Source organism: Pseudomonas sp. URMO17WK12:I9, assembly GCF_900230165.1.
Taxonomy (GTDB): domain Bacteria; phylum Pseudomonadota; class Gammaproteobacteria; order Pseudomonadales; family Pseudomonadaceae; genus Aquipseudomonas; species Aquipseudomonas fulva.
On the sequence record NZ_OCMQ01000014.1, the window covers coordinates 38,474 to 64,237 of the forward strand.

Below are 25,764 nucleotides of genomic sequence, written 5' to 3' on the forward strand. Positions count from 1 at the left end.
TCTCTCTTTCTTCGGCATCGTCTGGAAGTAGTTGCCCGATATGCTCAAACGCCTTGCCTCTCTGGCGCTGTTGTTCTGCGCCCCTGTTCATGCTGCGCCGATGCTGGATCAAGGCCGTCTCCAGCAACTGGCCAGTACCCCCTACTGGATTGCTTTGGGCCATTACGAAACCGGTAAGCTCGGTGGCTGGCGCAGCTACGTAGACGATGACGCATTCTTCCTTGCCCACGATGGCGCACACCATCCGGACCGTGAGCTGAAAGCGACGGTGCAGGCGCTGTATGCCCCGGCAAGCCTGGGCGACAAGCACGCTCAGTGTGTATTCCCGGCCCGCACTCGCTGGCTGAAAGAGCAACTTGGCCTACAGGATTTGCCGCAACCCCAGTGCCAGGAATTCAAGACCTGGTACCAGTCGATCGACCCGCACAGCGCTGCGTTGATCTTCCCGGCTGCCTACCTGAACAGCCCCTCGTCGATGTTCGGGCACACGCTGCTGCGCATCGACCAGTCCACTACCCGCAGTGACGCCACCACGCTGCTCAGCTACGCGATCAACTTCGGCGCGTACATCGAAGGCAGCGACAACAGCATTCTGTATGCCTGGAAAGGGTTGGCCGGTGGTTATCCCGGCCTGTTCGCGCTGATGCCCTATCAGGAGAAACTGTCGGAATACCGCAGCCTGGAAAACCGCGACCTGTGGGAATACCAGCTAGACCTCACGCCGGAAGAAACAGGCCGCATGGTCGAGCACGTCTGGGAACTGAAACAGATTCAGTTCGACTACTTCTTCTTCGACGAGAACTGCTCCTATCGCCTGCTGGAGTTGCTGCAGGTGGCTCGGCCAGGCCTGGACCTGACCTCGCAGTTCCCGCTGACCGCCATACCGACCGACACCGTGAAGGCGGTGAAACAATCAGGCTTGGTCGCCAGTGAACTCTACCGCCCCTCGCGCGAGCGCGAACTGCTGGCGCGTGCAGCGCCACTGGACCATGACGAGAAACGCCAGGTGCTGGCCGTAAGCGCCGACACTGCGCAATTGCAAAACCCCGCGTTCAAGGCCCTGCCCCGCGAGCGGCAGGCCTTGATACAAGACGCTGCCTACCGCCTTGAGCGTTACCGCGCCAATGGCCAGGAACGTGACCCCGGCCAGGCCAAGCGCAGCTTCGAACTGCTACGCGCGATCAACACCAACCCGCCGCCGCCGTTGGCCATCGAGCGCCCGGGGTTGCCCGAGGACGGCCATGACTCGCGTACCTGGCAGTTGGGCGTGGGCACGCGCGAAGACCGCGCCTATGCCGAATATGGCCTGCGCATGGCTTACCATGATCTCAACGACAACGCCTACGGCTTCCCATTGGGGGCGCAGATCGAGATCTTGCAACTGAAAGTGCGCCAGTACGAAGGCAATGACTGGCAAGTGCAACGCCTGGACCTGGCGACCATTCGTTCGCTGACACCGCGCAACGAACTGCTCAAGCCCTGGTCGTGGCAAGTGGCCGGCGGCCTTGAGCGGGTGCCGGGCAAACACGATGACGAGGTGCTGGTGAGCCACGTCAATGGTGGCGCCGGTGGCACCTGGCAGCTGGGTGATGACTTGCTGGGCTTTGCACTGGGTACAGTCCGTGTAGAACACCACAACGACTTCGCGCAGTTCATCGCACCTGCCGCAGGTTTCAATGGCGGGCTGCTGTGGCGCAATGGGCTTGGCAACATGACGCTGGAGGCCAAGGGCGATTACTTCACCAATGGCGAAGTGCGCCGTAGCGTCAGCCTGAACCAGCAGTGGGAAATCAGCCAGAACCTGGGGCTGCGCCTGAGTGCCTCGCGCCAGTTCAGCCACCTGTCCACGGCGCAGAACGAGGTGATGCTGGAAGTGAAGTGGTATCACTACTGAGGGTCTGGTCTGGTGTGAAAGCGTTCATGTTTACGGCGATGTTCCGGCCTGTGGCCCGCCTCAACCAGTCTTTGACACGGTTTTGACAGCACGCCCACAACTGGCCCTCTAGACTTCACCTGGACGGCATGAGGGCAAGGTCTATGTGGCGGTTCTGGTTGGGTCTGTGCGTGGCGATGCTGCTGTCGGGGTGCGAAACGACTCACGAGCAGATGCTTGGCCAGGGGTTTCCCCCTGCCTACGCCGATGGCTTCGAGGACGGGTGCAGCAGCGGCCGTCAGGCCGCGGGCGTGCCGGCAGGTGATTTTCGCAAGAACGTGCCGCGCTACCTTCAAGAACGGCAGTACGAGTCCGGCTGGGACGATGGCTTTCGCCAATGCCAGGCCATGCAGGAGCGGGCCGAACAGCAGCGCTACCACGAGCGTTTCTGGGACGAACGGGACCGTGAGTGGCAGCAGGAGAAAGACCGCGGCGCTGCCCGCGCCTGGCGTTGAAGACGTCGCAGGTGGGCATTGCTTGAAACCCCGCCCCTGCCATGATGGTCTTCTGCACAAGGAGGCACTCATGAGCCGAGCATTTGTCAACGAAGACCAGGCCGCCGCCCAGGCCGACCAACCCGTCGAGCGGCGTGTCAGCGACCAGCCCAATTACGTCACCGCCAACGGCCTGCGCCAACTGCAGCAACGGCTGACCGAACTCAATACGTTGCGCAGTGAGTTGCAGGCTCAGGGCGAGCGTGCCGACAAACAGCGATTGGCCGAAATCGAGCGTGATCTGCGGTATTTCGCCGCGCGGGTACACAGTGCCCAAGTGGTGCCGACAGCCCTGTCCACCGAAAAAGTGCAGATAGGCAGCCGCGTCAGGTTCATCGACGATCAGGACCAGGAACACTTGGTGTGCCTGGTGGGCGAAGATGAGGCTGACGCGGCGCGTGGATTGATCAACTGGGGCTCACCCCTGGGCAGGGCCTTGCTGGGCGCAGCCCCGGGAGATGAGGTGACATGGCGCCGCCCCGTCGGTGAACAGGCTATCGAGATCATCGAGATCGAAGGGGCGGGCTGACAGCCCACCGCAGCCGACCCGGCGAGACCTCTCCAATATGCCTGTAACTGGTGTGCCGACGATGGGCTGCCAAGCCTCACGCGATCAGACGACCCCTTGGGCCAGCATCGCATCGGCCACCTTCACGAAGCCCGCAATGTTGGCCCCTTTGACATAGTTGACCCGGCCATCGCCCTCTTCACCATAGTGAACGCAGGCGTGGTGAATCGACTGCATGATGCCATGCAGCTTGCTGTCCACTTCGCCAGCAGTCCACAGCAAGCGCATGGCGTTCTGCGACATTTCCAGGCCCGACACCGCAACGCCACCCGCGTTGGACGCCTTGCCCGGCGCATAGAGGATGCCAGCTTCAAGGAAGATGTCCACAGCCGCCAGGGTCGTGGGCATGTTGGCGCCTTCTGCGACGCAGATACAGCCGTTGGCCAACAGTGCCTTGGCATCCTCGACGTCCAGTTCGTTCTGCGTCGCGCATGGCAGCGCGATGTCGCAGGCCAGGCTCCACGGCGTCTTGCCCTTGCGGAACTCCAGGCCGAATTGCCCGGCCAGCTCGCTGATGCGGCCGCGCTTGACGTTCTTGAGGGTCATCACCGCTTCCCACTGCGCGTCGGTGAGGCCCGCTTCGGCGTACAAGGTACCTTCGGAATCGGACAGCGAGATCACCTTGCCCCCCAGGTCCATCACCTTGCGCGCGGCGTATTGCGCGACGTTGCCCGAGCCCGAGATCGCCACGCGACGGCCGTCGATGCGCTGGCCCTGGCGCTTGAGCATCTCCTCGGCAAAATACACACAGCCATAGCCCGTGGCTTCCGGACGAATCAGGCTGCCGCCATAGGTCATGCCCTTGCCGGTCAGCACGGAGGTAAACTGGTTGGCCAGACGCTTGTATTGCCCGAACATATAGCCGATCTCGCGCGCCCCTACCCCGATGTCCCCGGCCGGAACATCGCAGTCGGCACCGATGTGACGGTACAGCTCGCTCATGAAGGCCTGGCAGAAGCGCATCACTTCGGCGTCGCTCTTGCCCTTGGGATCGAAGTCAGACCCACCCTTGCCACCGCCCATGGGCAGCGAGGTCAGGGAGTTCTTGAAGACTTGCTCGAATGCGAGGAATTTCAGAACACTGAGGTTCACCGAAGGGTGGAAGCGCAGGCCGCCCTTGTAGGGGCCAATGGCGCTGTTCATCTGGATACGGTAACCGCGGTTGACCTGAACCTTGCCGTGATCGTCCACCCACGACACCCGGAACAACACTGCACGCTCAGGCTCGACCATGCGCTCGAGAATGCCCGCTTGCAGGTAGTGAGGGTTGGCTTCCAGAAAGGGCCACAAGGTGCGCAGCACTTCTTCGACGGCTTGGTGAAACTCGGGTTGGCCAGGGTCACGCTGTTGCAGGCGTGCAAGGAAATTGTCGACGGATTCGATCATGGTAGACATCTCACCAAGAGGATTGGACTTATTGGTTTTTCCCGAATGTACCAAGAAGCAATTGCCCTGCAACAGGGCGAAATGTCGTTTTATTGAAATAATTTGGTGCGTTTTATGTAAATGTATACAAACCGCTCAGACGGCAACTCAGGCGCGGCCCACTAGATGTCAGCTACCAGAAGGCCTGCCGTAGCCCTTCATGACCTATGGACAGAATCCGAACAAATTGTGAAGCACGCACGAAAATGGGGCCCCTGAGGGCCCCATTTCTGTGCAGCAGACGCTGGCTTATTGCGCCAGCTTCTTGTGACGCACACGGTGCGGCTGTGCGGCGGCATCGCCCAGGCGCTTCTTGCGATCGGCTTCGTACTCGGTGTAGTTGCCTTCGAAGAACACCACGTTCGAGTCGTCTTCGTATGCCAGGATGTGAGTCGCGACGCGGTCCAGGAACCAACGGTCGTGGGAAATCACGATGGCGGCGCCGGGGAAGTCCAGCAGCGCCTCTTCCAGGGAACGCAAGGTCTCGACGTCGAGGTCGTTGGACGGTTCGTCGAGCAGCAGGACGTTGCCGCCCTCTTTCAAGGTCAGGGCCAGGTGCAGACGGCCACGTTCACCGCCTGAGAGGTCCTTGACGAACTTCTGCTGGTCGCCCCCTTTGAAATTGAAGCGGCCCACGTAAGTGCGCGACGGGATTTCGTAGTTGCCGATACGGATCATGTCCGAGCCGTCGGAAATCTGCTGGAACACGGTCTTGGCGCCGTCCAGGTCCTCGCGGCTCTGGTCGACACACGCCAGTTGCACGGTTTCACCGATCTCGATGCTGCCCGAATCCGGCTGCTCCTTGCCCATGAGCATGCGGAACAGGGTGGATTTACCGGCGCCGTTACCCCCGATCACGCCCACGATCGCACCCTTGGGCATGGCGAAGGACAGGTTGTCGATCAGGACGCGGTCGCCATAACCCTTGGTGACGTTCTTGAATTCGATGACCTTGTCGCCCAGACGCGGACCGGCCGGGATATAGATCTCGTTGGTTTCGCTGCGCTTCTGGAATTCCTGCGACTGCAGTTCCTCGAAACGCTGCAGACGTGCCTTGGATTTGGACTGGCGGGCCTTGGCGCCTTTGCGCACCCACTCCAGTTCTTCCTTCATGGCCTTTTCATGGGCGCTCTGCTGTTTGGATTCCTGGGCCAGACGATCGGACTTGGCTTCCAGCCAGCCCGAATAGTTGCCTTCATAGGGAATACCGGCACCGCGGTCGAGCTCCAGGATCCAGCCTGCGACGTTGTCGAGGAAGTAACGGTCGTGGGTAATGGCCACCACGGTGCCGGGGAAATCGTGCAGGAAACGCTCGAGCCAGGCGACCGAGTCAGCGTCCAGGTGGTTGGTCGGTTCGTCGAGCAGCAGCATGTCGGGGGCCGACAGCAGCAGGCGGCACAGGGCGACACGGCGCTTCTCGCCACCGGAGAGGTGCTCGATGCGTGCATCCCAGGCCGGCAGGCGCAGCGCGTCGGCGGCGACGTCCAGCTGGCGTTCCAGGTTATGCCCGTCGGCGGCCTGCAGGATGGATTCGAGCTTGGCCTGCTCGGCAGCCAGCTTGTCGAAGTCGGCGTCCGGCTCGGCGTAGGCCGCGTAGACCTCGTCAAGACGCGCCTGGGCGTCCTTGATGACGCTGACGGCTTCCTCGACCACCTCACGGACCGACTTGCTCGGGTCCAGCTGAGGCTCCTGGGGCAGGTAGCCCACGTTGATGTCAGGCATCGGACGGGCTTCGCCGTCGAATTCCTTGTCGACGCCCGCCATGATCCGCAGCAGCGTCGATTTACCTGCGCCGTTGAGGCCCAGCACGCCGATCTTGGCGCCAGGGAAGAACGACAGGGAAATGTTCTTCAGGATTTCCCGCTTCGGCGGCACGACCTTGCTCAGCCGATGCATGGTGTAGACGTATTGAGCCAAAACCAAGCCCTCTAATTCAGATAGGTAAAGACATCGACGATCGCCCCAGCGGGTCGGCCAGGGGTCGGGTGTCGTTGAACAAAGTGGACCATTCTACGCCAACGCGCAGTATTTGATAGGAGGCGCCGCGCCGGCGGCGCAGGCCTGAAGCGGTGGTCCGGCAGCAGTGGCCTTGCCCTGTAGTCGCGCCTGGCGAGCAGCCCTTGTTCAGACGTGACGCTGGCGCGCCTTGCCCCGTGGCAGCCGGCAACGGTCGCCCTGCTCGGCCAGGCGCGCGGCCCAGGCGGACTTGACGCAGAACCCGTCCGGGCGCGCAGGTTGCGCAGCGGCGACACGATTGACAGAGGTGCCGGACGTGACCGATGCCGCCGCCGGGCGCGGTGCGTCGGCAACGACTGCAGCTGGGACGGGTGCCTTGGCAGACGTGCGCAGCTCGGCCAGCGATGGCGCCTTGTGCTTGGTTGACGTGGCCGCCTCGGGCTTGGCCAGCGAGCGTTGGCACGATTTGCAGGATACGTCCTCGGTCACGGCAGAGCTGACAAGGGTCTGACTGCTGCGCCCACAGGCGGAATCGAGGCCATTGATGGAAAAATGAGTAACCAAAACCGAACATCTCCCAAGCAGTGTCATGTAAAGCGGGCGGCATTCTCGCACAGCAGGCACGTGCTTGCCGAATACGAGCGGTCGGAAGCATGAATGGCACTGGCACTTTGCCATAATGCGAGGCATGCTAGCCGGTTTCGAGTGGTCGGCTTATAGTGCGCCACCGCGCATCGGTTACCTCATAAAAAAAGCATACGCCATGCCCGACCCCTCCCTGCCATCGCCAGGCCCATCGCAGGATCGACGCTTGATCAAACTCACTCCACCGCCGTCATCGCGTAGCGCGTCCAAGGCGCCCGCTGCCAGCCTGCGCGGGTCGATCAAGGGTGCGCTGGCACTGCTCGCCCTGATTCTGCTCGGGTTGCTGCTGTGGCAGCTGTTCGCGCAGTTCAACCTTACCCAGGCCGAGCTGCGCGACAAGCGTTTGGAAGACACGACCGAACTGGCGGACCACCTGGGTTTGAACATGGCGCTCAAGGCGCAGCAGGCCATCAACCTGCTCCAGCCCTATCCCACCGTGGCGGCACCGGCAGCTGGCGGCTTGGTGGATACGCTGCGCGAACGAATGCCCGCGCTGCGCAGCGTGGTCTGGATAGACGGAGCCGGGCAGATCGTTGCCGACAGTGCACCTGCCAGCGACGATCACGCAGTCGTCGGTGAGGTGCTGAGGCTCAACCAGGAGCGGCCCTATTTCTTTACCAATGCGCCCAGCAACGCCAGCGTGTACCTGTTGCTGAGCCAGTCGCCAGGCCAAGGCCATTGGCTGCTGCGCTTGTCACCTGATTACTACCGCGCGCTTACTGGCCATCTGCATGAGGCCGATCAGCTGTTGTGGCTGCTGGAAAACAACCGTACGGGCGAGGTGCTGCAACGCTACCTGGCCTCCGAGCGCCCCGACGCGCCCTTGCAGAGCGTCATGCTGGCGTTCATCGACAATAGTGCCTGGCAACTGCGCGGCCTGTTCGATGCTGAACAGGCGCGCAACGACCTGCTGCCTGCTTTGATAGGCAAATGCCTGCTGGTGCTGTTCTGCGCCCTGCTCCCGGTCCTGGCCCTGGTCAACATGCGCCGCCGCCAGCGGGCCTTGCAGGAAGATCGCCGACGCTATCAAGAGATCTTCGAAGGCACAGGTGTGGCCCTGTGCGTGCTCGACCTGTCCAGCTTGCCCGGCCAACTGGACCGCTATCACCTGCGCAACCGCGCCGCACTCAAGCACAGCCTGATGCTGGACCCTCAACTGCGCCGCTCGCTCCTGGCGCAACTGAAGATCACCGAAATCAACCAGGTGGCGCGCCAGCTGCTTCATATCGAAGATCACCAGCAAGCCTGGCAGCGCCTGATCGACGACAGCGGCGACGGCCAGGACAGTGTCGGTATGCAGTTGCTCGACGCCTTGATCGACCAACGCCCGTCCCTGGAGCTCGAGGTGCGCCTGCCTGCTGCGCATGGCGGCGAGCTGCACCTGTGGCTGACAGCGCGCCTGCCGCAATTGCGCCGCAATTACCAGGCCGTGATCCTCAGCATCAGCGACATCACCAGCCGCAAGAAAGTGGAGCTCTCGCTGCTCGAACGCGAGCGGTTCTGGTCGGACGTGGTGCGTACCGTGCCGGATCAGCTCTACGTCCAGGATATCCACAGCCAGCGGATGATCTTCAGCAACCGTCACCTGGGCCAGACGCTGGGGTATGACCGCACGGAACTGGCCCGCATGGGCGACCGCTTCTGGGAGCTGCTGCTGCACCCTGAAGACGCTGCGCATTACCAGGACCTGCGCCAACAGCAGCTCGACAACGGCCATGACTTGCCGCTGCATTGCCAGCTGCGTTTCCGGCACCGCGATGGCAACTGGCGCTGCTACGACATACGCGAGCAGGTGCTGGCGCGTGACGCCGACGGCCGGGTGACGCGCATCATCGGCGTGGGCAAGGACGTGACCGTGCAGATCGAGGCGAGCCAGTCGCTGCGCGACAGCGAACAGCGCTACCGGATGCTGGCCGAAAGCATCAGTGACGTGATCTTCTCCACCGACAGCCAGCTCAAGCTCGACTACGTAAGCCCCTCGGTGCAAAGCGTGCTGGGCTATCACGCCGACTGGATCTTCGCCAACGGGTGGCATTCGATCATCGCCAACCCCGCCCAGCTCACTGGCATCTACGGGTTGATGGAGCGGGTAAGCAAGGCGATGGACGATCCGGCTCAACTGGCCGAACTGCGTGGCCAGTTGCCGACCCAGCTGTTCCTGTTCGACTGCCTGCGCGCCGACGGCCGCAAGATCCCCATCGAGTTGCGCCTGGTACTGGTCTGGGATGACGATCAGCGTTTCGAGGGCGTACTGGGGGTAGGTCGCGACATCAGCCAGCAGCGCCGGGCGGAGAAAGACCTGCGCATGGCTGCGACGGTTTTCGAGCATTCGACTTCGGCCATTCTGATCACCGACCCTGCCGGCTACATTGTGCAGGCCAACGAGGCTTTCAGCCGGGTCAGCGGCTACGCAGTCAGCGAGGTGCTGGACCAACTGCCGAGCATGCTGGTGATGAACGACCAGCAGCAGGCGCACCTGCGCTACATCCTCAAGCAGCTCAACCAGCGTGGCAGCTGGGAGGGCGAGGTGTGGCTCAAGCGCCGTGATGGCGATCACTACCCGGCCTGGGTAGGCATCACTGCCGTGCTGGACGATGAAGGCGACCTGGCCAGCTACGTGTGCTTCTTTACCGACATCAGCGAACGCAAGGCCAGCGAACAGCGCATTCACCGCCTGGCCTACTACGACGCCCTGACCCACTTGCCCAACCGTACGTTGTTCCAGGACCGGCTGTACAACGCCTTGCAGCAGGCCGAGCGGCAGAAGGCCTGGGTGGTGTTGATGTTCCTGGACCTGGACCGTTTCAAGCCCATCAACGACTCCCTGGGCCATGCCGCGGGCGATCGCATGCTCAAGGACATGGCCCTGCGCTTGCTGGCCTGCGTGGACGAGGACGATACGGTCGCGCGCATGGGCGGCGATGAATTCACGCTGCTGCTCCAGCCTCGGCCTACTCGCGAGCTGGCATTGAACCGCGCCATTCACGTGGCCGAAAACATCCTGGGCAGCCTGGTCAAGCCGTTCGTGCTGGAGAACCGCGAGTTCTTCGTCACGGCCAGCATCGGCATCGCACTCAGCCCGCAGGATGGCGGCGAGTTGAGCCAATTGATGAAGAACGCCGACACCGCCATGTACCACGCCAAAGAGCGCGGCAAGAACAACTTCCAGTTCTACCAGGCTGAAATGAACGCCAGTGCCCTGGAGCGCCTGGAACTGGAAAGCGATCTGCGCCATGCCATGGAGCAGAACGAATTCATTCTGTATTACCAGCCGCAATTCAGCGGCGACGGCAAGCGCCTGACCGGCGCCGAGGCACTGCTACGCTGGCGGCACCCTACCCGCGGCCTGGTGCCACCGGGCGACTTCATTCCCGTCATCGAAGAGCTGGGCCTGGTGGTGGACGTGGGTGACTGGGTACTGCGCGAAGCCAGCCGACAATTGAAGGCCTGGCACAAGGCCAAGGTGCGTGTGCCGAAAGTGTCGGTCAACATTTCCGCGCGCCAGTTCTCCGATGGTCAACTGGGCACGCGGATCGCCAACATCCTGGAAGAAAGCGGCCTGCCACCGGCGTGTCTTGAGCTTGAGCTGACCGAAAGCATCCTGATGCGCGAAGTAAACGAAGCGCTGCAGATTCTGGCCAGCCTCAAGAACCTGGGCCTGAGCATCGCGGTGGACGATTTCGGGACCGGCTATTCCTCGCTCAACTACCTCAAGCAGTTCCCGATCGATGTGTTGAAGATCGACCGCACCTTCGTCGACGGCCTGCCCGAAGGTGAGCAGGATGCGCAGATCGCCAGGGCGATCATCGCCATGGCCCACAGCCTGAACCTGGCGGTCATCGCCGAAGGCGTCGAGACCCATGAGCAACTTGAGTTTCTGCGGGAGCACGGGTGCGACGAAGTACAGGGCTACCTGTTCGGGCGACCGATGCCGGCGCATCAGTTCGAGGCGCAATTCGCCAATGAGACGTTGTTCATGTTCAATTGAGTCGCCCCTGACCCTGCCCTCACGCGGCTGCCGAAACGCCAGCGGGGCCCATCACGCCCGGCCCGCCACCACGCACAGGCAACGCCAGAAACCGGACCTGAAAGTCAACTCGCATGCCCGCCCAGCCCAGCAACGGCGCGGGATGCAACATGAACCCCACTGGTCCGCGACTTGATGCCACTTCATATGCCAGCGGCGGATCAATGGGGTAGAATGCCCACCCACTTCACCCCCGATCCTTGAGGACCGCCATGTTCAGCCGTGATTTGACCATTGCCAAGTACGACGCCGAGCTCTTCGAAGCCATGCAGCAAGAAGCTCTGCGCCAGGAAGAGCATATCGAGCTGATCGCCTCGGAAAACTACACCAGCCCGGCCGTCATGGAAGCCCAGGGTTCGGTACTGACCAACAAGTACGCCGAAGGCTATCCAGGCAAGCGCTACTATGGTGGCTGCGAATACGTCGACGTCGTCGAGCAGCTGGCCATCGACCGCGCCAAGCAACTGTTCGGTGCCGACTACGCCAACGTCCAGCCGCACGCCGGCTCCCAGGCCAACGCCGCTGTCTACCTGGCCCTGCTGTCGGCCGGTGACACCATTCTGGGCATGAGCCTGGCCCATGGTGGTCACCTGACCCACGGTGCCTCCGTCAGCTCGTCGGGCAAGCTGTACAACGCCGTGCAGTACGGCATCGATGGCAACGGCCTGATCGATTACGACGAAGTCGAGCGCCTGGCGGTCGAGCACAAGCCGAAAATGATCGTCGCCGGTTTCTCGGCCTACTCGCAGGTGCTGGACTTCGCCCGCTTCCGCGCCATCGCCGACAAGGTGGGTGCCTACCTGTTCGTCGACATGGCGCACGTGGCTGGCCTGGTCGCCGCCGGTGTCTACCCTAACCCGGTTCCTTTCGCCGACGTCGTCACCACCACCACGCACAAGACCCTGCGCGGTCCGCGCGGCGGCCTGATCCTGGCTCGCAAGAACGAAGAGATCGAGAAGAAGCTCAATTCCGCTGTATTCCCAGGCGCCCAGGGCGGCCCACTGGAGCACGTGATCGCGGCCAAGGCCATCTGCTTCAAGGAAGCCCTGCAGCCGGAGTTCAAGGCTTACCAGCAGCAAGTGGTGAAAAACGCCCAGGCCATGGCCAGCGTCTTCATCGAGCGCGGTTTCGACGTGGTTTCCGGTGGCACCGAAAACCACCTGTTCCTGCTGTCGCTGATCAAGCAGGACATCTCGGGCAAAGACGCTGACGCGGCGCTGGGCAAGGCGTTCATCACCGTCAACAAGAACTCGGTTCCTAACGACCCGCGCTCTCCGTTCGTCACCTCGGGCCTGCGTTTCGGCACCCCGGCCGTGACCACCCGCGGTTTCAAGGAAGCCGAGTGCCGTGAGCTGGCTGGCTGGATCTGCGACATCCTTGCCGACCTGAACAACGAAGCGGTGATCGACGCCGTGCGCGAGAAGGTCAAAGCCATCTGCAAGAAGCTGCCGGTCTACGGCAACTGATCGCTGATCGCCCACTGGAAAGCCCGGCCAAGTGCCGGGCTTTTTGCATCCTGCGTCTGGAACCCGTTCCGGTTAGTCCCCTCGCGCGTGTCGGCATAGCCTCCTGAGTGCATTCATGAACACTGGAGGTATACGATGAATCACAAAGCGCACTCTTTTCTCGCGACACTGCATGCAGCTGATTGCCCGTTGAACACCTTCGACAGCATGACGAACGACAATGTGGTACTGGCAAGCCCCCTGACCACGCCCGGATATGCCGTGGACGGCGCCGCTACGCTGGGTGCACTGAATTGTTCCGAAGACGATTGGCACCACGGTCAAGAACTGGGGCTGGTCACTTTCGAGAAATCCTCTGCTGTCCTACCCCTGTTGCTGTATTTCCGGCACAGTGAGGACGGCTACCGCCTCTACGTTCGCAGCGGAGCACATCTTCGTAAGGGGATTTTCGCGACAACGCATGGTCTGGTGGAAGTGAAGCGCATCGAGCAGCAAGACCCTACCGCTTGGAAAATCACCGAGGCGTCGAGCGGTAACGCGTTTGATCTGACAACCAGCGAAGGTGACCAGGTCGATATCAAACTGGAAAGCAAGGCAGGGCCGTGGGGACGTCATGCGCTCTACCCTGTTGGCGACTATTCGGTATGTCACGCCAATGCAGTTGGCCGCTCGCTCAAATTGGTCATTCAGGAGCGGAATGTAGATTGGCTCAAGCCAGCGTAGCGCTTTGAATGATGATCGTCGGCTGAAGACCGATAGATTGCCCAGCGAGTAGCTGGGCTTTTTGCGCTGCGGGTCCAATCGTCTGTACGCGTGTCATCAGGGCCACGCACCGGCTGGGCAACGCCTCGCCAGGCACAGAACCTCGTTACTGAAACTGCCTGGATTCGATACAGTAAGTCAGCAAGTCCTGGTCACTGTCGACGTTGAGCTTGCGCATCGCCGACACCTTCTGGGCGCTGACTGTCTTGTTGCTGCGCGACAGTTGCCGCGCGATATCACCTACGGTCATGCCAGTGACAAAGAGCCGGACGACTTCGAGCTCCCTGGGGGACAGCTGATTGAAGCGGGCCTCGACCTTCACTGCTTCGCGTACCACGGATGTAGGTGGCGGCAACGGGCTTCGGTACCGACGCCGCTTGCGGATGGCACTCAGCGCTTTTTCGATTTCATCATGCAGGTGGTTTTTTTGAATGACCCCTGCCACACCCAGTTCCTGAAGCCGGGAAAGAATCAACCCATTGGAAATCATGGTCAGAATGAGGACCTGGGTGTCCGGGAAGTGACGCAGAATGTACTCGATGAGCTTGAAGCCATCTCCGTAGGTACAATCCCCCGGCATATTGAAGTCGGTGATCAGGGTGCGGGGGTTGTGCAGGCGCAGTTGATCGATCAATTCCGATGAGTTGGTGGCTTGACCGACGACTTTATAGCGCCCGATGCGTTGAACGACTTCACGCACCCCCAGCAGGACGATGGGATGATCGTCAGCGATGACAACCTTGTGATGAGGCATGCAGAATTACTCCATTAGGGGACAAGGCTCATCCGGGAATCTCGTCTGACAAGCGCTGCGCGACCTTGGCAAGCCGCCTGCACAGAGCACGGACTTGCCCGCCCAGGCGTGCGTCGAGCGGCAGCTCCTGAAACATGTTTTCCAGCCGTTGACATGCGCCGTACAACGCCGTGGCATTGATGCTGGCCAGTGCACCGCTCAAGCTGTGCAACCGTTGTTCGACCAGAACCGCATCGTGCTCGATCACCCCCTTCTCCAACTGCTCGATATCGCTGGCCAACGTCTGGGCAAGCAATTGGCGCATGGGCTGGGACAGTTGAATCCAGCCTGAAAAATCATCCCTGCCCGGGTCGGGTGCAACGTGAGTGTCAATCGTTCCAGGGCAGTGGTTCATCAGTACCTGCCGAAGGGTACCAAGGCTCAGAGGCTTGACTATCCACGCGGTCATACCCGCTTGCAGGCAGCGCTCACCTTCTTCGCGCAGTGCATTGGCGGTGATGCCGATGATAGGTGCTTCGACACCTGCCTCTCGCAGCGCGCGGGTCAGCTCGTAGCCGTTCATCCTGGGCATGTTGATGTCGGTGATGACCATGTCGAAACGCTTGGATTGCCAAAGCTGAAGTGCCTGGTGGCCGTCAGCCGCGACGGTTGGGTAAGCCCCGATGGCTTCGAGCTGCTCACGCATGACCGCCTGGCTGACTGGGTTATCCTCTGCCACCAACACGCTCAATTTCAACGGCGCAGACGGCGCCTGCGAACCCTCTTTCGGCACAGGCACCAAGACCGGCGAGGAGGCCACGATTGGCAAGCGTATGAACAGGGAAAAGCTGCTCCCCAGACCGGGCTCACTGACCACGCGCATGGTACCGCCCATCGACTCACTCAAGCGTGAACAGATGGAAAGCCCGAGCCCTGCACCCCCACCTTCCTGCCCTGCGGACACCTGATAGAACGGTTTGAACAGATGCTCCAGGGCTTTTTCAGGGATACCTTTTCCGGTGTCCGTCACTTGCCATTGCAACAACACATCCTGGTCGCTTCGCTCTTGAACGATCAGGCGCAGACGTACGCGTCCGGAGGGGGTGAACTTGATCGCGTTGCCCAGCAAGTTGTGCAGGATCTGCCTGATTCGCCCGGCATCTCCTTCCACCCGTGCAGGCACTTGTGCGTCGATTTCAGCCTCAAGTTGCAGCCCTTTACTTTGCGCTGTGGCCTCGAAACTGGCATGCGCATCGTCGACCAGCTGACGCGGATCGAATGCGGCATGCTCGAAGGCCATCTGCCCAGACTCGATCTTGGTCACATCCAGAACATTACTGATCAGCTGGAACAGGACTGTCGACGAGGTTTCGATGATCTGCAGGTAATGCCTCTGGCGTTCGCTGAGTTCGGTCAGCGACAGCAGCTCAAGGTTGCCCAGCACACCGTAGAGCGGGGTTCTTATCTCATGGCTCATGGTGGCCAGGAAAACGGTTTTGGCTTCATTGGCCGCCGTTGCACGCTGGTGAGCCTGGTTGAGCTGCAATTGCTCGCCAACGTGGCGGGTGATGTCGTTGCAGCCGCATAGAAACACGTCTTCTCCGTCATAACGGGTAGCGACCGCCACCACCTGGACGTAACGCCCATCCACCAGCAGGCACAGTTCGCCCGGCGCCTGGTCACCGTGGTTATCACGCAGCAGTTGCAGCACCGCTGCGGTAACGCCTAGGTGTACCGCGCATTCGTTTTCCAACAACACCCTGTGATCATGTCGCCTCACGACGCACAGCCCGACCGGCACGTTGTGAAGGATGATGCGGCTGAAGGCCTCGCTTTCTGCAAGCCGGACTTGTGCTCGTTGGGCGGGCCGAACAATGCGCGACTTGTACCAGTGATTGACCCAGAGCCCTAGCAGGATCGCAGCGATGATTGTCAACGCCAGGCCAAGCAGCGGCCATTTGGCGTAGCGCAGAAAGTCCCCGTAACTGATGGCATACAGCCCAGTCCACGCGTCTCCCGACGAAGACATCATCTTGAAACGCAAGCCGCTACGGTTGAAGCTCAGGCCAAGCGGCGCCAGATCACCCTTGCTGCGCTCTCCCATCAAGACCTTGCCATCCGGGGAAATCAGGGTGAACTGGTTGTAGACCGATAACCTGAGCACACGCTCGAATTCGTCGATCTGCTCCGTATCCATTACGGCAGCCAAGACCATTGTCCGGTCGCCCGTCGTACTCGGCTTGAGGGTGTGCTCAGCCCCCAACTTCAGAAGCGCCACCATGCGCAGGTTGTCATTGTAAAGGCGTGCTGGCGCTCGCACCCAGTGGACATGCTGATCGGGTAGCAGGTCGGGTTGAGCCAGTAAGTGCACCAAGCGATCAACCACGGTCACATAATGGTGAGGCAACAGCGGCTGATGCTGACGTTGGTCGCCAGCCGCGGGGACGGCAATGCTCGCGCCGGTTCCCCGTTCGAGCACGAACAGCTGAGGCGATGCGTAGAACGAGCGGGCCCAGAACCCCCCGTAGTAGTCGGTCAGACGCAACCCCAACCCCAAGGCGCCGCGTATCTCCTGAGCCCGAAAGTCGCCGGTGTAGGCCAGGGTGAAGGGTAAGGAGAGTTCGAATCCTTTTGCCTTGACCAGTGTCTTGCCATCGACGCTCGTCGAATCGAGCATCATGACGCCCTGCTCCACCGGCGCAGGAAGCGCGCGACCGGCTGGCATGCTGTTGGCGAGATTGCGCAAGAAGATCTCATGCTCATGGATGATTTCGATCACCCGGGCAAAATGGAGCTCCAACCGCTGCTGTTCCGATTCCAGAAGGCGCGATACTGCCCAATAACAGGTACTGGACAACAGCAGCATGAGCCCGCTGAGCAGCAAGATGGCTTTGTTCAGGCGCTGAGAGCTGCGCGCAAGTTTATCCATGCGCAGGCTGGCATTTTTCATGGTGTTGATCGTCGACATCACGTTATGAAGATGAGAGTGCTCAAACAGACACAAAATTCATGCCATATGACGGCACATTGCAGATGCTGAAACGTTTCTTCGCCAACTCACCCCTCACTCGGAGAGCTGTCCGTTGAGCAATGGGAGCATGCCGTCTCGATCCACAGCCGGGGAGATGATGAACCCCTGCACCTGATGACACTGAGCCTTGCGGACAACTTCCAGCTCATCACGCGTTTCAACGCCTTCTGCTACTGTCACAAGCCCCAGTGCGCGGCCGAGGTGGACGGCACTGGCCAAAGCGATGGCCATGTCAGGATTGCTCGCACAACCACTGACCAGAGAGCGATCAATCTTCATTTCGGTGAAGGGCGTGGATACCAGGTTGGAATAGGAACTGTACCCCTTGCCGAAATCATCCTGGGCCAGGCCGAAGCCCATCATGCGCAGCCGGCACGTCCCTGCAAAGTAATCACTGGACCGTCGGGTGGTCGACGTTTCGGTCAGCTCGAAGGTGATGGTCCTGGGGTCGGCACCTCGCTCTCGGACCGTTCGGTACAACGTGTCGACCAGATCAGGACGGTCCAGCAGGTGTGTAGGCAGATTGATCGAGACCGGCAGCCTGTATCCTGCTGCGGCCCAGCGTGATTGAGCGGTGAGCGTTTGCTCAAGCATGTTGTACAGCAACGGCAAATCGAGCCTTGCAGATTCCAAATCGGCCAGAAATGCCCGCGGCAACAAAAGACCTTCGACCGGATGCAGCCACCTGGCCAGGGCCTCGGCACCGACGATCCTGCCGTCGAGCATGGATTTCTTGGGTTGAAACCACGCCTGGATCTCGCCCGCCTGCAGTGCACGGGTAAGCGCACTGACCGAATGGCCACCGGAACAGGATCGAGGTTGCAGATGGCCTTGATCGCAGGTGCTATCCATGTAGCGACGCAGTGCAGCGACATGATGACCCTGCACGGGCTTGCTGATCATGCCGGCCAGGCGGATACCGAGGTTTTCGGCGACCTTGCCAACGCCTGCGAGCACGCGCGCAGAGGCAGCGGTCATCAGCCCCAGCGCCGGAGGCGACGGTAGCAGGCTCATTCTCTGGATGAACTGTACCCCATCCAGTTGCGGCATCATCAGGTCAGTGACGACAAGGTGGAAGGCTTGATTGCGCAACTGCTCGATCGCCAGGTTGGCATCGGCTTGCAGCTCGACGTCGAACCCACCGACGGACCGGAACAGCTGAGCCAGGTACTGGTGTTGAAAGGGATGATCCTCGACGATCAAGACGCGGTGGATCATCAGGCCGAGCCCTTGCGATACGGCAGCAGGCACTGATAGAGCGCGTGCAGAGTGAAGGGCTTGACCAGAAACTGATCCATTCCGGCGCCCAGGCAACGCTCTGCCTCATCGAGCATGGCGTTGGCAGTTGCGCCGATGATGGGTAGGGCATGGCCCTGTTGGCGCAAGTTCTGCGCCAACTGATACCCGTTGAGTCTGGGCATGTTCACATCGGTCAGTACCAGGTCGAAGACCTCCTTCTGACACAGGGCCAGCGCTTGCTCGCCATCGTTGGCAAGGGTGACCGTGCAGCCGAGCTTCTCCAGTTGATCCCGCAGTATCAACTGGTTGATGACATTGTCCTCCGCCACCAGCACATGAATGCACAGTTTGGTTTCGATCATTGCCTGACGGGCCGTTGCGCTGTGTCGTGCCTCGATGCCCTGGGCCTGGCTCACCGCCTGGTTAAGGCACTGAAGATTGTTCAGCCCCACCTGCCAGTATTGAGCCGAAGGACGCGAAAGCGCGTGCTCATCGGCGCAGGCCAGTACCAATGGGCCAGGCCATTGCCTGATGACAGCCGAGCTGGCAGGCCCTGGACATAACTCGACCAGCACGATGCCCGGTTCATGACGGACGTCCGGCACGGCAATCACTTGCGCCCGGGCGCCCCAGCGACGTAGCCAGCCAGCGGCATGATCGGCCAGTTCGGGCACAGGTGAATAAACCATGACGCCCTGGTTGAGCAAAGGCTGGGCCCAGCTCTGGTCCTCATCGAGCGCCAATTGCCCCAGTGGCAGCGTGAACGAGAAGCTGCTGCCCAGACCCGGCTCGCTGAACACACGAATCGACCCGTTCATCAACTCGACCAGCCGCTTGCAAATGGACAGGCCAAGGCCGGTCCCTGCCACCGTGTTGGTACTGGGACCGCTCTGGAAGAACGGTTCGAACAAGTGTTGCTGGTCTTGCTCAGGGATGCCCTGCCCCGTGTCCACTACCTGCCAGCGCAGCATCATGCGATCACCTTCGACCCCAACCAGGTGAAGCCTGACCATGATTCGGCCACTGCGAGTGAACTTGACCGCGTTGCTAAGCAGATTGCCAAGGATCTGGCGCGTACGCGTCGTGTCACCCACTACCTGTTCAGGAAGCTGCGGATCCATGCAACTCAGCAACTGCAACCCTTTGGTGTGTGCGGCCCCCATATAGCCTTGCATGACGTCCTGGGTCAGCTCGACGGGTGAGAACGCACTGACCTCCAGCGCCAGCTGACCAGCCTCGATCTTGGACACATCCAGCACATCGCAGATCAGTTGCAGCAAGGTAGCCGATGAACCTTCGATGGCATTGAGGTACCCCCTTTGCTGGCTATCGAGGTGGGTGCGTGAAAGCAGTTCCAGCGTTGCCAGCATGCCGTAGAGCGGCGTGCGGATTTCATGGCTCATGGTGGCGAGAAACAGCGTTTTTGCTTCATTGGCAGCATCGGCCAGTGCCCTGGCCTGTTGCAGCGACAGCTCGGCGGTTTTTCGTTCGGTGATGTCGCTGAAGGCGCAGATCAGAACATCTTCACGTCGATAGCGGGTAGGTGCGTAACTCAGACACAGGTGACGGCCATCGGCCATTTGCAGCTCTTGTGTGCAACTGGTCTGCGCAGGCTTGCCGAACGCACGGGTAATCCAGTCCTGACAGACTCGGGTTCGCTCATCACCCATTACAAGCCACTGCTCGCTCAGCCGATTGGCCAGCACCACTGCACCGTCACTGCGGCGCAACACGCACAGCGCAACCGGGGCGGTGCGGATGACGGCACTGCTGAACGCTTCGCTCTCGACCAATGCCTCGATTCGAGCAGCTGCCGGGCGGATGAGTCGCACGTCGACCCGGCGGACCAGCCACAGCATCAACAGTGTGACGGCAACGCTGATCAGCACTGCCAGCCCGAACGGCAGAATCAGCGCCGGAATGATAGAGGCCAAGGGTGCGCTGTAGATGATCTGCCAGTCCGAATGGTCGAGCTGTTTGCGAATGGTCAGGCGGTCCGGGAGCCAATAGCCGCCCTCCCAACCGAAACCATCATCCACGCGCGTTGCCGTATGGCGCTGGGAAGTCAATTGCTGCTCGCGGTCCTTGCTGGCGATGATCTGGCTTGCGCTGTCGACCAGCTGGAAGTCACCCGCCTGCTCATGGCGCAACGCTGCGACCAACTGCGGGCCCTCGACTTCGAGCCCCAGCCAACCTGAAGCGCGGTCGCGCTCATCCATGGCAGTGAAAATGTAGAGCGAAGGCGGTTTATCGTCTCCAGGGTCTGCCAGCCAGATTTGCTCGTCCCCAGGTTCGCCGGTCGATCCACGCAGACGTTGCAGCACGGCGTTGGGGACCAGGGGTGGAACCTCAGGCCGGCTGTAGAGCCACTGCACCGAGGCATCCAGGGCGTGCGGCACGTAGACCAGGTTGGTCTGCTTGGCGCGTAGAAAATCCAGCATGCGTGGCGTCAGCCACAAGCTCCAGGTACCCCCGGGCTGACGGAGGAAAATGTGGACTTCCTCGCCTGGAATGTAGGTCTCGCTATCGCCCGCAGCAGCGGCGTGCTTGACCGTCGAGAGCCCCAGCGATCTGAGCAGGGTCTGACGGCTGACAAAGAAATCCTGAGCGTTGAAGATGGCCTCGTTCATGTACCTGCGCCGGGACGAAATCTCCTCGTTCAGGGTCATGCGCATGTAACCGTAGGCGCCGACATAGACACCCGCTACGAGGGTGATCGCAAACAGGCGTAAGAGATTACGCGCTGCAATAGGCGTCGACAGGTTCCACTGGGCGGCAGGTAACAGGTTGGCTAGCTTCATCCAGCCAGCCTAGGGGCGGCACCGACAGACCTGAATAGGACGAATCTCAATCTGGCGAGACGGTATGTGGCCTTACGGGCTGATGGACACCGCGTGCGTGATGGGCCGCTCACCGCGCTGCGCATTACCCTCATCATCCAGCCATGAAAAGCGAAACGTCGCGTCGCTCGGCGCGGTGGCCGGTGCCGTCTGATGCTGCGTACTGAACGGTGCCAGCATGGGCGCATCCAGAATGATCGAACGCTCGCCTTCGCCGATCTGTGCGTGGGAGAGGGAGATGTAGAACGGCGTCGGATTACGCAACTGCACACGGCGACCCTGGACCCTGACAACCAGGTGCGAAGGCGCTAGCTCGGCCTTGTTTGACAAACCCTTGGGCCGGTAGATGACTTTCAGCTGAGTGCGCAGGGTGATCGTCAGGCGCGTCGCGCCCTCCTCCAGCACCTCGCTTGGCCGAGGTGGAATCTCGTACACATTAAGCCAGTACAGCGACTCTCGGTCCTGGGCAAGCACCTGCCCGGTCGTCACGAGGCGCACGCTTCGCTGCTGTTGGGGTTCAAGCCTGAACATCGGAGGAAGCGGCATGATCGGTGCGCTTGCCGTGTCCGGGGTAACAGCCAGATCCCCATTGTCGATCCAGGTCTGGACCACGACCGGATAGGCGTTTTGATTGACCAGCGCCAGTGAGGTTTCGCGCTGGCCCTCATGCACGATGACCCTCGTGCGCTCGGCAGTGACCCCAGCGTTGGCGGGGGTGCTGATCAGCACGGCGACCAGCAGCAGCAGACGCTGCCCGCAGCTATTGAACACGTATCACCACCTGCGCTGTGGCCTCGACCCGGCCGGGCCTTACGGTAGGCATGGTGCCGGTGGAGAGTTTCTCCAGACGCGCTCGGAATGTCTCGGTGTACTGACCGATGCCATTGACGGTACCGGTCAGGTTGGCAGCGCTGCTGATCACCGGGTACCAACCCCGGCCAGCCGCGCCGCTGCCATTGGCAGAATCCTCATTGGCCAGCAAATTGATGGGCGCACCGTCGCGCAGCAACTGTATGCCTACTCCCTGCGCCACACCTGCCTGGCCATAACGGTCCGCCAGCAGGTAGGTAAGGCCGCCCTGGGCATTGACCAAACCCAGGGAAGACGACGCAGCCAGGGCACCGGATGAAACCTTGATGCCAATGGCCGTGCCGTTGGCGCTGGTGCTGTTGACGATGTTGCTCTGGCAGCGAAAGTTGATCTGAAAAGGCATTTCGCGGCGCCCGCCCGCGTTGATCTCGCTCACGCTGATCGAGGGAAACACCACATAGGGAGTAACACTGGTGACGCTGCAGGTGGGGTAACGCTTGAGCGTGACCTTGTTGTACAAGCCCAACGCTCCCGGCCAGTTTCCGTACCAGCCACTCCAGTTTCCATAGTGCGTTTGACCCACTGTTGGATAGGCCAGCCCTGGCCCCTTGATGGCGATATAGGCCGCCGCCTGTGCGTAGGCGTAGAGCTGCGATGGGACGGTTTCGCTGTAGTAGTTGTAACTGGGGTCTTTCGGTGCACTGTATAGCTCCGCGCGTACGGCACTGAGGTTCTTGGCCTTGACCAACTGGAAGCCGCGAGAATCGATGTCCAGGCCAGTGAGCCTGCGCTCGCGCCAAATGTGGGTAAAAGGCTCGCCGCTTTCGAGATGAAATAGCTTCAACAGCACATTCGGCCAGGCTGTCCTGTAGGCGTCTTGCAAACCAATACTTTGACCGACGCTGTCGCCCCCTTGGTACCAACCGCTATAGAGGTCATCGCCATTGGTGGACCACATTTCGTAAACCGCATCTTGCCCCGCGCAGCGAAAAAATACGTACTCCGGATTGTAGCCAGCGGTCACACCATACTGCGTGAAGGGCACTACGGAACTCGCAATCAACGTGCCATAGGGTTGAAAGCTTGGATCACTGACGTTGATCACACTCGGTAAGCCCAATGATCCATTGCAGGTATCGCACGCCCCGGCCCAGCTGCCGGCAGTTCCCTCACCAGGCCTGATAGCAGTGTTGGCCGTGGTAGTGGCGCCCCCCACAGAGGTCACTTTATAGCAGGTCGCCCAGGCGTGCTGAACGGTTACGAACATGAAGGCTGCCAATAGCCAGGCCCTGAGCGTCATGTGGGTTCCTCGTTAGGCGTGCATATACTTTTCAGATGAATGAAGCCCTGGCTGTCATGGGCGTTGCTGCTGTTGACGTCGAAGGGCAACAGGCATGCCTGGTCAGGGCCTACGCCCCAGCGAACCTGCAGGTGCCCGCTATCAGCCTCGGCGCGTGCATACACCTGCCCTCCCTGCCCCACCATGCCAATGATGGTGCCGTGCTCATCCAGCACATCGGCGCCCAGCGCGATAGCCCCACCGCCCGGCAAGCTGGCCTGGATCAACAAGGCATGGCCGATCAACGTCTTGAAATCCACCACCACCGCAGCACCGGCGTAGGGCGCGACCTTTCGCTCCGTTTCGATCAGCTCGGCCTGATCACCCATGCCGCTGGGGTCGAGCCCTACCGGGTTGTACCGGTAGGGCGACAACGAAGGCACCAGCGCATAGCCATCAGCGTTCACACGAGCCCCCTGCCCGCCCCGGATGGTCGCGCCACCTGCGCCTTTGGCCCGCACCAGCGCGAAGGTGTCGCCCACATAAGGCCCCAAGGTCAGACCGCCTTCATGCAAGACAGCTGCACCGCGAATGCCGCCATTGATTTGCCGGTAATCGGCGCTTTGCGAGTAGCCACCGTTGAAGGTGGCAACGGCGCTCTGTGCCTGGAGATTGCCAGTCCAGTTCGTCCCGCGTCCGGCGCTGTCACGACTGGCTGCGATTGCGTAGCTCATGTCGCGTTGGGCGCCCAGGGTGCCGTTGATCCCCGTCTGGAGACTGCTGCCCCGGGTATCACCTGAGCGCTGCGTCAGCATCGAGCTGATGCTCGGTGCCCGGGTCGAGTTGCCCAGGGGCATGGAGAACGTCAGCGTCAGGGTGTTGGTACGACTGCTGGTGTCGCGCTGGTCTGCCGGGTTTGCGAAATCGGGCACGGCACTGGTTACCGTGTCCCGGTACCACGTCGTGCGCTGGCGTGAATAGGCCAGGCTGTAATTGAGCTGCCGCCAGGTGTTGGAATAACCGAACTGCACCTGCGTATCACGGCTTTTGCCGTCGTAATAGTCGCTGCTCGAGCCAGACAGGTACAGGTTTCCGTACCCCCCCAGCCCCTGGTTGACCAGCAAGGTCAGCTGGTTACGCTGCTTGAAACTGGTCGAGTCCCAACTGTCACCGCGCTCGGAGGCCTGCCGCGCACCTAGCGCATCGGCCAGATCCCGGTACCCTTGGGTTGAGTATCGATAGCCGGCAAGGTTGAGGGTGGTGTTGGTTGGCTGGAAGGTACGGCTGTAGCTAAGCCCCATGCGCCAGCCTTGCTTGCGCTGTTGGTTTTCAACGGTGGCACTGGAAAACGTGCTGTTGACCCCGAAGGCACCATAGGGCGTTGCCAGTACGCCACCGCCCAGCACGGCGAGGTAATCCTGCGCTACCCGAGCGCCCAGGTTGGCGGAAAGTGCATTGCTAAGGCCCCGTTGATAAGTGGCCTCGGCAAAAGCCCCTTGGTTCGCGCCCGTCTGGCGTACCTCACCGAGCGTGGCGCTGTAGCGAGAGATACCCGGACGGATGGAGTCGGGCACCGCCGCATAAGGGACAGTGAAGCGCGTGACGCTGCCGTCGGCCTCGATTACCTGCACGTCCAAGTCACCGTTGTAGGCCGTACCGTACAGATCGTCGATCACAAAGGGACCCGCCGCCACTGTGGTTTCATGCACCTTGCGGCCGTTCTGGCTGATTACCACGCGCGCGTTGCTCACCGCCGTGCCGCGCACTTGTGGGGCATATTGACGCTGAGAGTCGGGCAGCATGCGATCGTCGCTGGCCAGCCGCACGCCTCGAAAGCCGATGCTACCGAACAGGTTGCCCTCGGTAAAACTGTCACCGACCGTCAGTTCGCTCTGCCAAGGGGCAATGGCACGCTGAGCATAGGTGCGAATGCTGTTCCAGCGGCTGACCGCGGCGCCGCCGAAGCTTGAGTAGCTGTAGTTGGACTGATGCCGCAAACGCCAGAGCCCAACGTTCACCCCCGTGTTCAGGCCCAGGTAACCGTAATTGGCCGCCTCGCTTGCTGAGGCTTCGTAGCGCGAGTTGTACAGGCTTGCGTCGTAGTTGACGAAGCCCATCATACCGCCTGCGTCCCAGTCCTGCGGATCGACGTAGCCGCGCGGCTTGATGTCGAGCAATGCCTGGGGCACGGAGAGGTCCAGGCGCAAGCGGGCTGAGTCATATTGGAACGTTGACCCTGGTAGCCGCGTGCTCAGCGCCAGGCACTGGCCCGCGTCGGCGGTAGGGGTTTCAAGCTTGCGGGCGTTCATGTGTCGATGCAAAAACCGTTCGGAAAAACAAGGTTCGACAGCATCGTCTTGCAGTCGAAAACTCACGTCGCTTCGGTTCACGTAGTGCGTGTTCACGTACACATCGACCAGGTAAGTACCCGGGTCGATCTGCTGCACCCGATTGAAGCGCTCCAGGCTGCCACCGGCCAGCCCCGAGCCCAGCAACAGGCTGTCGTCGAAACGGTAGTCGCCTTCGCCGTGGGCCAGCCGGGCCATCATCCAGGCA

At 61.2% G+C, this 25,764-nt stretch carries 16 protein-coding genes; 6 read left to right on the forward strand and 10 right to left on the reverse strand.

The features are described 5' to 3' along the window. The first annotated feature begins 40 nt into the window (after nt 1–40). The 3 genes from CRP40_RS20245 (at nt 41) to CRP40_RS20255 (ending at nt 2,956) form a co-directional block, all read left to right on the forward strand. Complete coding sequence (locus tag CRP40_RS20245) at nt 41–1,894, forward strand: DUF4105 domain-containing protein (RefSeq protein WP_027915477.1); 1,854 nt, start codon at nt 41–43, stop codon at nt 1,892–1,894. Nucleotides 1,895–2,037: 143 nt separating this feature from the next. Next, entirely contained in the window at nt 2,038–2,388 is a 351-nt protein-coding gene (locus CRP40_RS20250) for a hypothetical protein (protein WP_027915478.1), read from the forward strand. A gap of 70 nt (nt 2,389–2,458) precedes the next feature. After that, nucleotides 2,459–2,956 (forward strand): GreA/GreB family elongation factor, encoded by a 498-nt coding sequence (locus CRP40_RS20255; protein ID WP_027915479.1) that lies wholly within the window; start codon nt 2,459–2,461, stop codon nt 2,954–2,956. Between the two features lie 84 nt (nt 2,957–3,040). On the opposite strand, the gene gdhA is transcribed toward CRP40_RS20255, so the two are convergent. The 3 genes from gdhA to CRP40_RS20270 form a co-directional block, all read right to left on the reverse strand. Beyond that, the gene (gdhA, locus tag CRP40_RS20260; RefSeq protein ID WP_027915480.1) at nt 3,041–4,381 is read right to left on the reverse strand and encodes an NADP-specific glutamate dehydrogenase; all 1,341 of its coding nucleotides are present in this window, start codon (nt 4,379–4,381) and stop codon (nt 3,041–3,043) included. A gap of 288 nt (nt 4,382–4,669) precedes the next feature. Continuing rightward, nucleotides 4,670–6,337, reverse strand: coding sequence for an energy-dependent translational throttle protein EttA (gene ettA, locus CRP40_RS20265; RefSeq protein WP_023533201.1), 1,668 nt, complete (start codon nt 6,335–6,337; stop codon nt 4,670–4,672). A 207-nt stretch (nt 6,338–6,544) separates the two neighbouring features. Further along, on the reverse strand, nt 6,545–6,940 hold the full coding sequence (locus CRP40_RS20270) for a hypothetical protein (RefSeq protein ID WP_027915481.1): 396 nt from the start codon (nt 6,938–6,940) through the stop codon (nt 6,545–6,547). Between the two features lie 199 nt (nt 6,941–7,139). Between CRP40_RS20270 and CRP40_RS20275 the strand changes: the two genes are divergently transcribed. From CRP40_RS20275 to CRP40_RS20285, 3 genes are all read left to right on the forward strand, one after another. Continuing rightward, complete coding sequence (locus CRP40_RS20275) at nt 7,140–11,009, forward strand: bifunctional diguanylate cyclase/phosphodiesterase (protein ID WP_081728217.1); 3,870 nt, start codon at nt 7,140–7,142, stop codon at nt 11,007–11,009. A gap of 251 nt (nt 11,010–11,260) precedes the next feature. Next, nucleotides 11,261–12,514 (forward strand): serine hydroxymethyltransferase, encoded by a 1,254-nt coding sequence (gene glyA, locus CRP40_RS20280; protein WP_023533265.1) that lies wholly within the window; start codon nt 11,261–11,263, stop codon nt 12,512–12,514. 135 nt (nt 12,515–12,649) lie between these two features. After that, on the forward strand, nt 12,650–13,237 hold the full coding sequence (locus CRP40_RS20285; protein ID WP_027915483.1) for a hypothetical protein: 588 nt from the start codon (nt 12,650–12,652) through the stop codon (nt 13,235–13,237). A gap of 145 nt (nt 13,238–13,382) precedes the next feature. Here the strand turns inward: CRP40_RS20285 and CRP40_RS20290 are convergent, their stop codons facing one another. The 7 genes from CRP40_RS20290 to CRP40_RS20320 form a co-directional block, all read right to left on the reverse strand. Beyond that, nucleotides 13,383–14,030, reverse strand: coding sequence for a response regulator (locus CRP40_RS20290; protein ID WP_027915484.1), 648 nt, complete (start codon nt 14,028–14,030; stop codon nt 13,383–13,385). A gap of 28 nt (nt 14,031–14,058) precedes the next feature. Continuing rightward, nucleotides 14,059–16,959 (reverse strand): ATP-binding protein, encoded by a 2,901-nt coding sequence (locus CRP40_RS20295; RefSeq protein WP_027915485.1) that lies wholly within the window; start codon nt 16,957–16,959, stop codon nt 14,059–14,061. Between the two features lie 114 nt (nt 16,960–17,073). Next, complete coding sequence (locus tag CRP40_RS20300) at nt 17,074–18,261, reverse strand: EAL domain-containing response regulator (RefSeq protein ID WP_097223527.1); 1,188 nt, start codon at nt 18,259–18,261, stop codon at nt 17,074–17,076. Further along, nucleotides 18,258–21,080, reverse strand: coding sequence for an ATP-binding protein (locus tag CRP40_RS20305; protein WP_027915487.1), 2,823 nt, complete (start codon nt 21,078–21,080; stop codon nt 18,258–18,260). The genes CRP40_RS20300 and CRP40_RS20305 overlap by 4 nt, the downstream gene beginning before the upstream one ends. A gap of 72 nt (nt 21,081–21,152) precedes the next feature. Then, on the reverse strand, nt 21,153–21,890 hold the full coding sequence (locus CRP40_RS20310; protein WP_033695094.1) for a molecular chaperone: 738 nt from the start codon (nt 21,888–21,890) through the stop codon (nt 21,153–21,155). Beyond that, on the reverse strand, nt 21,880–23,229 hold the full coding sequence (locus CRP40_RS20315) for a fimbrial protein (protein WP_042139696.1): 1,350 nt from the start codon (nt 23,227–23,229) through the stop codon (nt 21,880–21,882). The genes CRP40_RS20310 and CRP40_RS20315 overlap by 11 nt, the downstream gene beginning before the upstream one ends. Next, the gene (locus CRP40_RS20320) at nt 23,226–25,757 is read right to left on the reverse strand and encodes a fimbria/pilus outer membrane usher protein (protein ID WP_231977376.1); all 2,532 of its coding nucleotides are present in this window, start codon (nt 25,755–25,757) and stop codon (nt 23,226–23,228) included. Before CRP40_RS20320 ends, CRP40_RS20315 begins: the two co-directional genes overlap by 4 nt. Between the last annotated feature and the right edge of the window lie 7 nt (nt 25,758–25,764).

Coding starts and splice junctions, on each gene's coding strand:
- CRP40_RS20245 (WP_027915477.1), top strand. CDS start 41: ATGCTCAAACGCCTTGCCTCTCTGGCGCTGTTGTTCTGCGCCCCTGTT.
- CRP40_RS20250 (WP_027915478.1), top strand. CDS start 2,038: ATGTGGCGGTTCTGGTTGGGTCTGTGCGTGGCGATGCTGCTGTCGGGG.
- CRP40_RS20255 (WP_027915479.1), top strand. CDS start 2,459: ATGAGCCGAGCATTTGTCAACGAAGACCAGGCCGCCGCCCAGGCCGAC.
- gdhA (WP_027915480.1), bottom strand. CDS start 4,381: ATGATCGAATCCGTCGACAATTTCCTTGCACGCCTGCAACAGCGTGAC.
- CRP40_RS20275 (WP_081728217.1), top strand. CDS start 7,140: ATGCCCGACCCCTCCCTGCCATCGCCAGGCCCATCGCAGGATCGACGC.
- glyA (WP_023533265.1), top strand. CDS start 11,261: ATGTTCAGCCGTGATTTGACCATTGCCAAGTACGACGCCGAGCTCTTC.
- CRP40_RS20285 (WP_027915483.1), top strand. CDS start 12,650: ATGAATCACAAAGCGCACTCTTTTCTCGCGACACTGCATGCAGCTGAT.
- CRP40_RS20290 (WP_027915484.1), bottom strand. CDS start 14,030: ATGCCTCATCACAAGGTTGTCATCGCTGACGATCATCCCATCGTCCTG.
- CRP40_RS20295 (WP_027915485.1), bottom strand. CDS start 16,959: ATGAAAAATGCCAGCCTGCGCATGGATAAACTTGCGCGCAGCTCTCAG.
- CRP40_RS20305 (WP_027915487.1), bottom strand. CDS start 21,080: ATGAAGCTAGCCAACCTGTTACCTGCCGCCCAGTGGAACCTGTCGACG.
- CRP40_RS20315 (WP_042139696.1), bottom strand. CDS start 23,229: ATGACGCTCAGGGCCTGGCTATTGGCAGCCTTCATGTTCGTAACCGTT.
- CRP40_RS20320 (WP_231977376.1), bottom strand. CDS start 25,757: ATGATGGCCCGGCTGGCCCACGGCGAAGGCGACTACCGTTTCGACGAC.